10 protein-coding genes are annotated in these 13,088 nt (G+C 65.4%); 9 read left to right on the top strand and 1 reads right to left on the bottom strand.

All coding sequences use genetic code 11. The annotated features are described in order from the left end of the window. Window positions 1-47 precede the first annotated feature (47 nt). Window positions 48-830, bottom strand: a complete 783-nt coding sequence (locus tag QE428_RS13775) for a CPBP family intramembrane glutamic endopeptidase (protein ID WP_307470308.1) — start codon at window positions 828-830, stop codon at window positions 48-50. A 208-nt stretch (window positions 831-1,038) separates the two neighbouring features. Between QE428_RS13775 and QE428_RS13770 the strand changes: the two genes are divergently transcribed. From QE428_RS13770 to QE428_RS13730, 9 genes are all read left to right on the top strand, one after another. After that, window positions 1,039-2,667, top strand: a complete 1,629-nt coding sequence (locus tag QE428_RS13770) for an ABC transporter substrate-binding protein (protein WP_307470306.1) — start codon at window positions 1,039-1,041, stop codon at window positions 2,665-2,667. A 188-nt stretch (window positions 2,668-2,855) separates the two neighbouring features. Then, window positions 2,856-3,785 (top strand): ABC transporter permease, encoded by a 930-nt coding sequence (locus tag QE428_RS13765; protein ID WP_307470304.1) that lies wholly within the window; start codon window positions 2,856-2,858, stop codon window positions 3,783-3,785. Next, window positions 3,775-4,710, top strand: a complete 936-nt coding sequence (locus QE428_RS13760) for an ABC transporter permease (protein ID WP_307470302.1) — start codon at window positions 3,775-3,777, stop codon at window positions 4,708-4,710. The genes QE428_RS13765 and QE428_RS13760 overlap by 11 nt, the downstream gene beginning before the upstream one ends. After that, on the top strand, window positions 4,707-6,431 hold the full coding sequence (locus QE428_RS13755) for an ABC transporter ATP-binding protein (RefSeq protein WP_307470300.1): 1,725 nt from the start codon (window positions 4,707-4,709) through the stop codon (window positions 6,429-6,431). Before QE428_RS13760 ends, QE428_RS13755 begins: the two co-directional genes overlap by 4 nt. Then, entirely contained in the window at window positions 6,428-7,039 is a 612-nt protein-coding gene (locus QE428_RS13750) for a PH domain-containing protein (RefSeq protein WP_307470297.1), read from the top strand. Before QE428_RS13755 ends, QE428_RS13750 begins: the two co-directional genes overlap by 4 nt. A 229-nt stretch (window positions 7,040-7,268) precedes the next feature. Next, window positions 7,269-8,252, top strand: a complete 984-nt coding sequence (locus tag QE428_RS13745; protein WP_091354473.1) for an ABC transporter permease — start codon at window positions 7,269-7,271, stop codon at window positions 8,250-8,252. A gap of 1 nt (window position 8,253) precedes the next feature. Continuing rightward, window positions 8,254-9,180 (top strand): ABC transporter permease, encoded by a 927-nt coding sequence (locus QE428_RS13740; RefSeq protein WP_307470294.1) that lies wholly within the window; start codon window positions 8,254-8,256, stop codon window positions 9,178-9,180. Continuing rightward, entirely contained in the window at window positions 9,173-11,302 is a 2,130-nt protein-coding gene (locus tag QE428_RS13735; RefSeq protein ID WP_133399782.1) for an ABC transporter ATP-binding protein, read from the top strand. Before QE428_RS13740 ends, QE428_RS13735 begins: the two co-directional genes overlap by 8 nt. Before the next feature lie 65 nt (window positions 11,303-11,367). Then, entirely contained in the window at window positions 11,368-13,053 is a 1,686-nt protein-coding gene (locus QE428_RS13730; protein ID WP_307470292.1) for an ABC transporter family substrate-binding protein, read from the top strand. The last annotated feature ends 35 nt before the right edge of the window (window positions 13,054-13,088 follow it).

The following is a 13,088-nucleotide window of genomic DNA, read 5'->3' as shown; positions in this document are numbered from 1 at the left end:
GTGCAGTCTCGCGGGATCGGAGCCCGAAACCCGGCCCGCGCGTCCGGTTACGCCGGCGGGCCGAACACGCCGGGCCACCAGGCGGCGGCGAGGGGGTAGCCCACGAACGCGATGATGTCGATGAGCACGTGGGCGACGACGAGCGGCGTGACCCGGCCCCAACGGGAGTACACCCATCCGAAGACGACGCCCATCGCCATGTTCCCGATGAGCGGACCGAAACCCTGGTACGCGTGATACGCCCCGCGCAGCGCCGCCGTCGACAGGATGATCGTCCACGTGTTCCATCCGAGGAGTCGCAGGCGGTCGAAGAGGTAGCCCACCATGACGACCTCCTCCAGAAGGCCCGCGCGGAGTGCCGCGAGGAGGAGGAGCGGAATCGTCCACCAGGACGAATCGAGCGGCGAGGCATCCACCTGCACGGTGATGCCCAGAACGCGGCCGAGCGCATAGAGTCCCAGGCCGGGAACGCCGATGATCAGCACGAGGAGTGCGCCGCCGCCCAGGTTGCGTCCGAATCGTTCGAAAGTCAGGCCGATCTTCGCGAAGCCCGAACGTGCGGGCTCCCACAGCAGGTAGATCGCCAGCGCGACGGGCGCGAACGCGAAGAACGCGTCGAGGAACCGGCCGATGACGTCCCATACGGCCGAGGGCGCCGCCCCGGGGTTCAGGGATGTCTGCTGATCCCCGAGGGGTGCGCGTGTAAGCGCTTCGACGAGAGCGAGCACCGAATAGACCGCAGAACGCCCCAGCGAGAGCGCGAGGACGATTCCGATCTCCCACCACAGCCGCGCGCGGCGTGGGGCGGGGGAGTCCGCGAAAGCTGCCATCCGGTCAGGATGCCACGTCCAGCTCGGCCTCCGGTGCCGATACGCGTGAGCTATCAGACTGCTTTATCCAGAGCTCCCCAAGTAAAGGCTGTGTAACGGTCTTGTGAGGGATTTGTCGCATTGCGCTCAGCCTGCTTAGTGTGCTTCTCATCACGCCTGGGTCTGGAAGCCTCGACCCGGGCTTTCATTAGGTCTCTTGGAGGACACTTTGAAGCGCAACAAGATCGGCGTGGCGGGTCTCGCCCTGCTCGGTGCGACCAGCCTGGTTCTCGCCGGCTGCGCCAGCGGCGGTGGCGACACCAACACGGACGACAACAGCTCCAGCGGTACCACGACCGAGGTCATCTCGACCAACGGATCTGAGCCCCAGAACCCGCTGATCCCCACCAACACGAACGAGACCGGTGGTGGCAAGGTCGTCGACTCGATCTTCGCGGGCCTCATCTCCTACAAGGCGGACGGCGCAGTCGAGAACGACGTCGCCGAGTCGATCACCACCGACTCGCCCACTCAGCTCACGGTCAAGATCCGTGAGGGCCTGAAGTTCACCAACGACGAAGAGGTCACCGCTGACAGCTTCATCAACGCGTGGAACTACGGCGCCCTCGCGTCTAACAAGCAGAACTCCTCGTACTTCTTCGAGGACATCGAGGGCTTCAGCTACGACGAGGACTCGGAGCTGAGCGGTCTGAAGAAGATCGACGACTACACCTTCACCATCACGCTCAACAAGCCGGCCTCCGACTTCGCGCAGCGCCTGGGCTACTCGGCCTACGCTCCGCTTCCGTCGGTCGCGTTCGACGACATGAAGGCCTTCGGCGAGAACCCGATCGGCAACGGCCCCTACAAGCTGGCCGAGGAGGGCGCGTGGCAGCACGACGTCCGCATCGACTTGGTCCCCAACGAGGACTACGACGGGCCGCGTGCTGCAAAGAACGGTGGCCTCGACATCGTCTTCTACGCGACGCAGGATGCCGCGTACCAGGACCTGCAGGCCGGTAACCTCGACGTCCTCGACGCTATCCCCGAAAGCGCGCTCGAGACGTACGAGTCGGACCTGGACGGCCGTGCGGTCAACCAGCCCGCTGCCATCTTCCAGTCGATGACGATCCCCGAGTGGGTCGACGGTTTCCAGACGGACGAAGAGGGCAAGCTGCGTCGTGCGGCGATCTCTCACGCGATCAACCGCGACGAGATCACGAAGGTCATCTTCAAGGACACTCGTACCCCCGCGAAGGACTTCACGTCGCCGGTCATCGACGGCTGGAGCGACTCGGTCCCCGGAAACGAGGTCCTGGAGTACGACCCGGAGCTCGCCAAGGAACTTTGGGACCAGGCCGACGCGATCAAGCCCTACAGCGGTGAAGACTTCACCATCTCGTACAACGCCGACGGCAACCACCAGACGTGGGTCGACGCGGTGTCCAACTCGATCTCTGGTGTTCTCGGCATCAAGGCTGTCGGGAAGCCCTTCCCCGACTTCGCCACGTACCTCGACGCTCGTGACAACGAGAAGGTCGACGCGTTCCGCTCTGGCTGGCAGGCCGACTACCCCGGTCTGTACAACTTCCTCGGCCCGCTGTACGCGACCGGGGCAGGTTCGAACGACGGCAAGTACTCGGACGAAAAGTTCGATGAGCTGCTCGCGAAGGGCATCAGCGAAACGGACGAGGCCGCCCGTAACGCGACGCTCCTCGAGGCACAGTCGGTTCTCTTCGAGGACCTTCCCGCCATCCCGCTCTGGTACTCGAACGTGAACGGTGGCTGGGCTGAAGGCGTGAAGAACGTCGAATTCGGCTGGAACTCCGTGCCGCTGTACTACGAGATCACCAAGTAATCTGTCCACAGCATCACCTCACACGAGGCGGTGACGGTCACCCGTCACCGCCTCGTGGCGTGACCCGACCATCTCACCTTTCTCCCAGGAACGCGGGATGAGTATGGGAGCGTCAGGGGCGCCGCTTTGCGGGGCCCTTCTTCGTGCGTGAGCACCGATTACGTCTTTTCCCTGAAAGGGGGCCGAGGGTGGCCTACTACATCCTCCGACGGATCCTGCAGGTCATTCCGGTATTCATCGGTGCGACGCTGCTGATCTACTACATGGTCTTCGGACTACCTGGCGACCCGGTCGCCGCACTCTTCGGTGACAAGCAGCCGTCGCAGGCGGTCATCGATGCACTCAGAGACCAGTACAAGCTCAACGAGCCGTTCATCGTCCAGTACGCCAACTACCTGAGTGGGGTGCTGCGGTTCGACTTCGGCAACACCTTCTCCGGACAGAGCGTGAACGACGTGATGGCGCGGACGGTCCCCGTGACCATGCGCCTCGCGATCATGTCGGTTGCCATCGCCTTCGTCCTCGCGGTCGTCATCGGTGCGCTGTCGGCCGTGTGGAAGGGATCGATCTTCGACAACGGCGCGCTCGTGACCGCCCTCGTCTTCATCGCGATCCCTATCTTCGTCCTCTGCTTCCTCGCCCAGTACTTCCTCGGCGTCCAGCTGGGTTGGTTCCGTCCGACAGTGGGTGGACGCAACGACTGGGGTGACCTGTGGTTGCCCGCCATCGTCCTGGGGCTCAGCATCTACGCCTCGAGCATGCGTCTGACCCGCTCGTCGATGATCGAGTCGCTCGGTCAGGACTGGGTCCGTACCGCCTACTCGAAGGGTTTGTCGCGTCGCCGCGTCATCCCAGTCCACGTCCTGCGCAACTCGATGATCCCGATGGTGACCGACACGGCCACGCAGTTCGGTGTTCTGATGGTGGGCGCCACCGTCACCGAGGGCATCTTCAATGTGCCCGGCGTCGGCAACACCCTGTTCCAGGCCATCATCCGCCATGAGACCCCGACGGTCGTCTCCTTTGTCACGATCTTCGTCGTCATCTACGTGCTGGTGAATCTGGTCGTCGACCTCTTGTACGGCCTGCTCGACCCGAGGATCCGCTATGTCAAGTAATTCCAGTCACTACGTCGCACCGGTGAAGGCCGACGAGTTGGTCGTCGACCAGCTGCGGCTGAGCGAGAAGAAGAGCAACCTGTGGTTGGACGCCTGGCGTGATCTGCGGCGTCGTCCCATGTTCTGGGTCTCGATCGTTCTCTGCCTGTTCATCATCGTGATCGCGGTCGCTCCCAACCTCTTCACGTCGGTGGCGCCCTCCGGCGGCGCGTGCCAGCTCTCGAAGAGCAACGGCGGACCCGAGCCGGGTCACCCGCTCGGCTTCACGCTGCTCGGCTGCGACATCTGGTCCCGTGTCGTTCACGGAACGAGTGTGTCCATGTCGGTCGGTGTCCTGGCGACCGTCATCTCCACAGTGATCGGCCTGATCATGGGAGCCCTGGCCGGCTTCTACGGCGGCTTCCTCGACTCGCTGCTCTCGCGCGTCGGCGACATCTTCTTCACCATCCCCTACATCGTCGCCGCGGTCGTCGTCATGTCCGTTCTGGCGGAGCAGAAGAACGAGTTCGTCCTCGCCCTGGCGATCGGCGGCTTCTCGTGGGCAAGCACCGCGCGTATCGCTCGCGCAGAGGTCCTCCGCGTTAAGCAGTCGGACTACGTGACGGCGTCCATCGCAATCGGCCTGTCCCGGTTCCGCACCCTGATCACCCACGTCATCCCGAACTCAATGGCACCCGTCATCGTCGTGACCACGCTCGGCCTTGGCACCGCCATCGTCGCGGAGTCGACCCTGTCGTTCCTCGGCGTCGGGTTGGGCGGCGTCTCGTGGGGCGCGGACATCAGTCAGGCCCAGACGTCGATCCGGACGGCGCCGTTGTCGCTGTTCTGGCCGTCGCTCGCGCTGACGATCTCCGTGCTGGCGTTCATCACGCTCGGAGAGCTCCTGCGCGACGCGGTCGACCCCAAGTCGAGGGCGCAGCGATGACGAGCGAAAACGAGAACCTGACCAGCCGCGCGCGTCCGCGCAGCAGCCACAAGGAGAGCGCCGTGTCGCAGCCCCTCTTGCAGATCCGTGACCTGAGAGTCGCCTTCTCCGTCGGCAAGAAAGATCGAGAGGTCCTTCACGGCGTCGACCTCGACGTCTTCCCGGGTGAAACGGTCGCGATCGTCGGTGAGTCCGGATCCGGGAAGTCCACGACGGCAGCCGCCGTCATCGACCTCCTCCCGGGCACCGGCAAGGTGACCAGCGGCTCGATTCTCCTCGACGGCGTCGACCTCACTGCGGCGAACCGTCGTCAGATGGAATCGATTCGCGGGCGGGACATCGGGTACGTCCCGCAGGACCCGATGTCGAACCTGAACCCGGTCTGGTCGATCGGGTTTCAGGTCGAGGAGGCCGTCCGCGCGAACGGGTTGGCTTCCACGCGGAAGCAGACGCGAGAACGTGCGATCGAGGTGCTGAAGCAGGCGGGCCTGTCTGACGCTGAGCGTCGCATGCACCAGTTCCCGCACCAGTTCTCCGGCGGTATGCGCCAGCGGGCGCTGATCGGAATCGGTCTGGCGGCCGATCCGAAGCTTCTGATTGCCGACGAGCCGACCAGTGCGCTTGACGTAACGGTCCAGCGCGTGATCCTCGACCACCTGGCTTCCCTCACGCGAGAGAAGGGCACGTCCGTGCTCTTCATCACGCACGACCTCGGCCTGGCTGCGGAGCGCGCAGACCGCATCGTCGTGATGAACCAGGGCGAGATCGTCGAATCGGGACCGAGCCGAATCATCCTCGAGTCGCCTCAGCATCCGTATACCCAGCGCCTCGTGGCAGCCGCCCCGAGTATCGCCTCGCAGCGGATCCAGTCGGTCGTCGAGCGTCGTGGCCTTGAGCACGCGGATGAGGTGCTCGACGCGGAGCCGGTGGTCGAGGTCCGCGATCTCGTGAAGGACTACAAGATCCGTTCCGGGGGCTTCCGCAGCGAGCCGTTCCGTGCGGTCGACCAGGTCTCCTTCGCGATCCCGCGGGGCAAGACCCTCGCACTGGTGGGGGAGTCCGGCTCGGGGAAGTCCACGGTCGCCAAGATGGTCCTGCAGCTCGAGAAGCCGACTAGTGGTTCGGTTCTCGTGGACGGGGCGGATACCTCGGGCATGAGCCGCAAAGAGGTCTTCGACCTCCGCAGCCGCATGCAGCCGGTGTTCCAGGATCCCTACGGATCCCTCGATCCGCTCCGGAGCATCGGCGCCTTGATCGCGGAGCCGCTGCGTGTGCACGGAGTCGGTGACGAGAAGTCGCGCCGCGAGCGCGTGTTCGAGCTCCTCGAGCAGGTGTCGCTTCCTCGCGAGGTCGCCTGGCGGTACCCGAACGAGCTCTCGGGCGGTCAGCGTCAGCGCATCGCCATCGCGCGTGCGCTCGCACTCAAGCCGTCGATCGTCGTCCTCGACGAGGCGGTGTCGGCCCTCGACGTTCTCGTTCAGGATCAGATCCTCCGCCTGCTCGCCGACCTTCAGTCCGAACTCGACCTGACGTACCTCTTCATCACGCACGACCTCGCGGTCGTCCGTGTCGCCGCGGACATGGTCTGCGTCATGGAGCAGGGGCGCGTCGTCGAGCAGGGAACGGTGGACGAGATCTTCACCACGCCCGCTCAGGACTACACGAAGCGGCTCCTCGCGGCTATCCCCGGGGCGGACATCCCCCTGGGCGGGGCGCGGTGAGCAGCGGCCCTATGAACGGCGGGGCGCGTCCGGGTGATCCCCGGGCGGCCTCGCCGCGGGTCTTCCGGGCTCCCTCGGGGACCGTCGCCCTGATCCTGGCGTCCATCGTGACCCTGTTGCTCCTCGTCGATGCCGTGGTCCGCGCCGGGTGGGGCGAGATGCTCCTGCTGGCTCCCTGGATGCTGCTGGTCCTCTGGTTCATCTACGTCGCCACCTTCGTCTCTCATGTGGCGGTCGATGCCCGCGGTGCGACGGTGCAGAACCTCCTTCGCGTGGTCCGGATTCCGTGGGATCGGGTGAGCGACATCGGCATCCGCTATCAGGTGCGTTTCACACTGGATGACGGTCGTATCGTCAATGCCTTCGGCGGACCCGTCGCGGGGCGGCCGCCGCGGCCGGGTCTCCGGCCTGACCCGAGCCCTCGAGCGCGGATCCCTCCCGCGCTCCGCGATCTCGAGCTCATCCGGGAGCAGTGGCTGTCCGCCAGTGAAACCGGTTCCGGTGCGGGTCGTGTCATCCGTGGCTGGGATCTGCGCGCGATCTTCGCGCTGGTCGTGATCGTCGCCTGGGCACTGAGCGCGGTGATCATCAGCGGCGCCAAGGGCTGAGCGTACTGGCCAATTGCGCGGGGTGTTCACAGTCATTTTGCGAGCAAGTCACGCAATGTTACGTTCATACAAAGAGTTCTCCACACGGTCTTGTCAGCGTTGATGAGCGAGTTAGGGTCGTTGAGGCCGGATCCGGTTCCGGTGATCGAACGCAAACGCAAGAGCGCGTAAGCCCGAGAAAGAGCACCACCATGTCTGTGCCAGCGACCCGAACCACCGGGATTTCCCGGTGACGCTGTACGTCCTCCGCCGGTTCGTCAACTACGCGTTCCTGAGCCTGATCGCCACGTGCATGGCCTACGTCCTGGCCAGCTCGATCTTCCGGCCCGGAGACGCGTTCTACGGCAGGAACCCTCGTCCGCCGCAGGCATCGATCGATGCCTCCCTCGCCCAGCTGGGCCAGAGCCCCGACGTGCCGGTCATCGCCCGCCTGTGGCACTGGCTCGTCGGCCTCTTCACGCAGGGATCGCTCGGCATCACGATCGGCAAGCAGCCCGTCGTCGAGGAGATCATCGCCCGCTCCGGGGCGAGTCTGCGACTCCTCCTCATCGGATCGATCATCGGCGCGGTCATCGGCGTCCTGCTCGGAGTCTGGGGTGCAGTCCGCCAGTACCGCGCCAGCGACCAGATCGTCACGTACGGATCGTTCCTCATCTTCGCCACGCCGACGTTCGTGATCGGCGTTCTCCTGATGATCGGTGCGACGGCCCTCAACAACAGCCTGGGCGTACAACTGATCACCTTCACCGGCGAATACAGTGCCGGTATCAGTGGAAGCTGGTGGGATCTGACGCTCGACAGAGCGGTGCACCTCCTGCTGCCGACGTTGGCGCTCATCCTCATGAGCGCGGCGAGCTACTCGCGCTACCAGCGCAGCGTCATGCTCGACGTCCTGGGAGCCGACTACATCCGTACTGCTCGATCGAAGGGTCTCGAGCGCGGACCGGCGCTGTTCCGCCACGGTGTGCGGATCGCGCTCATCCCGATGTCGACCTTCTTCGCGTACAGCTTCGGCACACTCGTCGCGGGCTCCGCCATGCTCGAGATCGTCTTCAGCTGGCGCGGCATGGGCCAGTTCTTGCTGCAGGCCGTCAACACGAACGACGTCAACGCGGCAGCGGGGAGCACCCTGTTCGTCGCCATTCTCGTGCTGCTCTCCTCGACGTTCTCGGAGATCATCTACGCCGCCCTCGACCCCCGTGTGAGGAGCTGACATGGTTATCGCTCAGCAAGAAGCCGTAGAGGCGAGCCTCGACGACGAACAGACCATCACGAAGCAGCGCCGCCCGCTCTCCCGGAACGGTCTGGTCTGGCGTCGACTGCGCGGGATGCCGCGGTTCTGGGTCGGTGCCATCGCTTTCGCCACCATCGTGCTGTTGTCCATCGTCGGACCGTTCCTGACGCCGTGGTCGATCACCGATCGCGATGTCTACAACATGGGCATGGGGCCCACGCTCCGCCACTGGTTCGGCACCAACAGCATCGGGCAGGACATCTTCGCCCAGACGATGGCGGGGCTGCAGAAGTCCCTCATCATCGGTCTCGTCGCCGGCATCCTCGGGACGCTGCTCGCCGCCGTCATCGGCTCCGTCGCTGGCTACGTCGGGGGAGTGACCGACAAGGTCATCAGCTGGTTCACCCACCTGTTGCTCGTCGTGCCGTCGTTCTTCATCCTGGTGCTGCTCAGCCCGCTGTTCAAAAGCCTGTCGTGGATCGCGCTGACCTTCTTCCTTGCGATCTTCAGCTGGATGATCATGGCGCAGGTGGTCCGCAACCAGACGCGTTCGCTGCGCAATCGCGACTTCGTGCGGGCCGCACGGTACATGGGTCTGCCGACGCGGAAGATCCTGAGCCGCCATATCCTCCCGAACATCGCGTCCTTGCTCATCATCGACGTGACACTCGGGATCGTCTCGATGATCATGTCCGAGACGTCGCTGAGCTACTTCGGCTTCGGCGTGCAGAAGCCGGATGTCTCGCTCGGCACCCTGCTCGCGGACGGCACGTCGGCCGCGCTGACGCGCCCGTGGCTGTTCGTCTTCCCGGCGGGTGTCCTCATCGTCCTTCTATTCGCCATCAGTCTCATCGGCGACGCCCTGCGCGATGCGATCGACCCGACCTCGGGGGCCAACCGTGCCTGAATCCCTTCTCTCGTCGACGCAGTCCCGTCGCACGCCTCTTCTGTCAGTCCGCGACCTCAGCGTCACCTTCCCGCAGCGCGGTTCGGGCGACGTGCAGGCGGTCCGAGGCATCTCGTACGACGTCCACCCGGGGGAGTTCCTCGGCATCGTCGGCGAGTCCGGTTCAGGCAAGTCCGTGTCCTCGCTCGCCGTGATGGGCCTCCTCCCCAGCAACGCGCAGGTGACGGGCGCGATCGAGTTCGAGGGCAAGTCGCTCCTGGGCATGGACGACAAGAAGCTGTCCCGCATCCGCGGCAAGCAGCTGTCCATGGTCTTTCAGGACCCGCTGTCGGCGCTGACTCCGGTCTACACCGTCGGCGACCAGATCGCCGAGGCGCTGCGTCTCCACGATTCGAAGCTCTCGTCTCAGGCGGCGGCCGCGCGTGCCGTCGAATTGCTGAAGACGGTCGGCATACCCGACCCCGACCGGCGCGCCAAAGCCTTCCCGCACGAGTTCTCCGGCGGCATGCGGCAGCGAGCGATGATCGCCATGGCGATCGCGAACGACCCGAAGGTGATCATCGCGGACGAGCCCACGACGGCTCTCGACGTCACCATCCAGGCGCAGATCCTCGAAGTCCTCGAGAAGGCCAAGGAGATCACCGGCGCCGCGGTGGTCCTGATCACCCACGACCTCGGTGTCGTCGCGGGGCACGCCGACCGCGTGGGCGTCATGTACGCCGGCAAGCTCGTCGAACTCGGCACCACGGATCAGGTCTTCCACGAGCCGCAGATGCCGTACTCGATCGGTCTGCTGCGCTCGGTCCCGAACATGCTCACAGCCGGCATCCAGCGGCTCGTCCCTCTCGAGGGGCGCCCGCCGTCCCTCGCGTCGCTCCCCAAGGGATGCCCCTTTGCGGCGCGTTGCCCTATCGCGGTCGACGCGTGCCGCGACGTCGAGCCCGATCTGATCGCCCACGACCCGGCGTCCGGTCCCGAGCACGTCGCCGCCTGCATCCGTGGAGGCGAGATCGCCCGCGGTGAGATCGCGCGGAGCGAAGTCTTCACAGTCGCGGATCCGATCATCGACGGCGAGCTCGTGGATTCCGGTGCTGCGCCGGTCGTCGAGGTCACGGACCTGCGCCGTCACTTCCCCCTCATGAAGGGTGCGGTCTTCCCGCGCCGTGTGGGCACGGTGCGCGCCGTCGACGGCGTCTCCTTCTCGCTCAAGCCGGGCCGCACGATGGGTCTCGTGGGGGAGTCGGGCTGCGGCAAAACGACCACGATTCTCGAGATCATGGAGATGACCGCGCCGCAGTCCGGGTCGATCAAGATCAACGGCAAGGACGTCGGCTCGCTCAGCCCGCGCGAACGCCACGCACTTCGCCGCGACGTGCAGATCGTGTTCCAGGATCCGATGGGCGCCATCGACCCCCGTCTTCCGATCAGCGAGGTCATCACCGAGCCGCTCTGGGCGATCGGCGCCAAGAAGGCCGACCGCGACAAGCGCGCCCTCGAGCTGCTCGATCTCGTCGGTCTCGACCCGTCGATGGCTGACCGCTATCCGCACGAGTTCTCGGGTGGCCAGCGCCAGCGCATCGGCATCGCCCGAGCCCTCGCGACCAACCCGTCCGTCATCGTGCTCGACGAGCCGGTGTCAGCGCTCGACGTGTCGATCCAAGCCGGCGTCATCAACCTGCTCGAAGATCTCAAGGCTCAGCTGGGACTGTCATACCTTTTCGTCGCGCACGACCTCGCCGTCGTCCGTCAGATCGCCGACGACGTCGCCGTGATGTATCTCGGTTCCGTCGTGGAGCAGGGGCCGGTGTCCTCGGTATTCGACAACCCGCAGCATCCTTACACCAAGGCCCTCATCTCGGCGGCTCCGATCCCCGACCCGCGCATCGAGCGCGGGCGGGCGCGGGTGCTCCTGCAGGGAGATCTGCCGAGCCCGACGCAGGAGATCAGCGGATGCCGGTTCCGCACACGCTGTCCCCTGTACAAGCTCCTCGACGAGACGCGCCAGGACATGTGCCGTTCCGTCGAGCCGGAGTTGACGCCTCACGGCCGTGCGCGCGTCGCCTGCCACCACGTCGAGGACTCGACGCTGGTCGACGAGGTCGCGCTGTCGGCCGCGTCCTGAACCCCCTCCGGCGGGCGCACCATTCCGCCGGTGGTCACCAAAAGGTAAACGAGAGGAACAATCACATGAAGATTCGAGGTGCAAAGCCGTTCGGGTCTTTGGCGCTGCTCGGCGCCGCCGCACTCGTGATCTCTGGTTGTGCTGCCGGAAACACCGGTGCGCCCACCCAGAGCGAGTCGGCAGCCCCGGAGCTCCCCGCCACGGCGTGGACCCGTGCCGACGCGGCCCAGGTCAAGGACGGCGGCACGCTGACCCTCGCGGTCGGATCGCTGCCCGTGCAGTTCAACATCAACCAGGTCGACGGCAATGAGGCGGACACCGTCGACATCGTCGAGGGCACCACCGGAGGGCCCTTCAAGATCCAGGAAGACGGGACCCCCGTCGTCGACGAGAACTACGCGTCGTCGGCGGAGCTCACGAGCGATGACCCGCAGGTCGTCGAGATCAAGCTGAACCCGGACGCGAAGTGGGAGGACGGCACGCCCATCACGGCTGCCGATTACATCGCGTACTGGAAGGCGCAGAACGGCTCCAACAAGGAGTTCACCCCCGCCTCCACCGCCGGCTGGGAAGACATCTCTTCGGTCGAGCAGGGTGCGGACGAGTTCGACGTGAAGATCACGTTCTCGAGCATCTACGCGGACTGGCAGGGGCTGTTCACGGGCGGGCTGCTTCCGGCATCCATCTCGAGCGACCCCGCGGCGTACAACGACGGCTACCGCACCAAGGCCGTTCCGTCCTCCGGCCCGTTCAAGATCTCGAAGATCGACACGACCGGCCAGGTCGTCACCCTGGAGCGCAACCCGCAGTGGTGGGGTGCGACTCCGAAGCTCGAAACCGTCCTGTTCCGCGCGGTCAGCCAGGACCAGCAGGGCGCCTCGTTCGCCAACTCGGAGCTCGACGCCCTGTACATCTCGGCCAACGCCGACCTGTACCAGACGGCCAAGACCCGGTCCGACGCGAAGATCGAGACGTCCGGTGGCACCACATGGACGCACGTCACGATGAACGCCAAGGAAGGTCCTCTCTCCGACGTCAACGTCCGTAAGGCCGTCGCGTCGATCGTCAACCGCGAGCAGATCGCCGCCTCGGCGAACACGCCCGTCGACGCTCCTCCGATCACGCAGGGCGATTACATCTTCATGCCCGGCCAGAACGGCTACGAGGACAAGGCGCTCGAGCAGGACAACGCGAAGGCTGCGGAGTACCTCGAGGAAGCCGGCTACGAGGGCAGTGAAGGCGAGTCCTGGACGAAGGACGGCACCGAGCTCAAGCTCACCGTCACGGTTCCCGCCGACACGGCAACGAACATCCAGCGCTCGGAGCAGGTCCAGGCCGACCTGAACGCGTTCGGCATCCCCGTCGAGCTGGTCACGGTTCCCGCCGCGACCTACTTCAGCGACTACGTCATCCCCGGTAACTTCGAGATGGTGTCGTTCTCGTGGGTCGGCACCGCGTTCCCGATCTCCTCGTCGGAGGCGCTCTACTACCCGCTCGACTCCGAGTCGAACTTCACGGGTACGACGGACGACAAGCTGGGCGCTCTGTACGACCAGGCCAACGCCGAGCTCGACCCCGCTAAGCGCATCGAGATCGCCAAGGAGATCAACGATGTGATCTGGAACTACGTCCCCATGTTCCCGATCGCACCGCTCCCCAACGTCTACGCGGTCAAGGACGGTCTCGTGAACTGGGGCGCCACCCAGTTCGAGACCATCGACTGGACGATCGTCGGCTGGGCTGCCGAGTAAGCAGTCCGCACACACAGCACCGGCGGGGCGGGGAC

The sequence above is a fragment of the Microbacterium sp. SORGH_AS_0505 genome (genome assembly GCF_030818715.1).
Taxonomy (GTDB): Bacteria; Actinomycetota; Actinomycetes; order Actinomycetales; family Microbacteriaceae; genus Microbacterium.
Note: the sequence above shows the minus strand (reverse complement) of the source record. Positions and strands in the feature narration are given on the sequence as shown.

Bases quoted from the DNA above. Each gene is read 5' to 3' on its own strand.
- QE428_RS13775 (WP_307470308.1), bottom strand. From the start codon at position 830: ATGGCAGCTTTCGCGGACTCCCCCGCCCCACGCCGCGCGCGGCTGTGG.
- QE428_RS13740 (WP_307470294.1), top strand. From the start codon at position 8,254: ATGGTTATCGCTCAGCAAGAAGCCGTAGAGGCGAGCCTCGACGACGAA.
- QE428_RS13760 (WP_307470302.1), top strand. From the start codon at position 3,775: ATGTCAAGTAATTCCAGTCACTACGTCGCACCGGTGAAGGCCGACGAG.
- QE428_RS13730 (WP_307470292.1), top strand. From the start codon at position 11,368: ATGAAGATTCGAGGTGCAAAGCCGTTCGGGTCTTTGGCGCTGCTCGGC.
- QE428_RS13755 (WP_307470300.1), top strand. From the start codon at position 4,707: ATGACGAGCGAAAACGAGAACCTGACCAGCCGCGCGCGTCCGCGCAGC.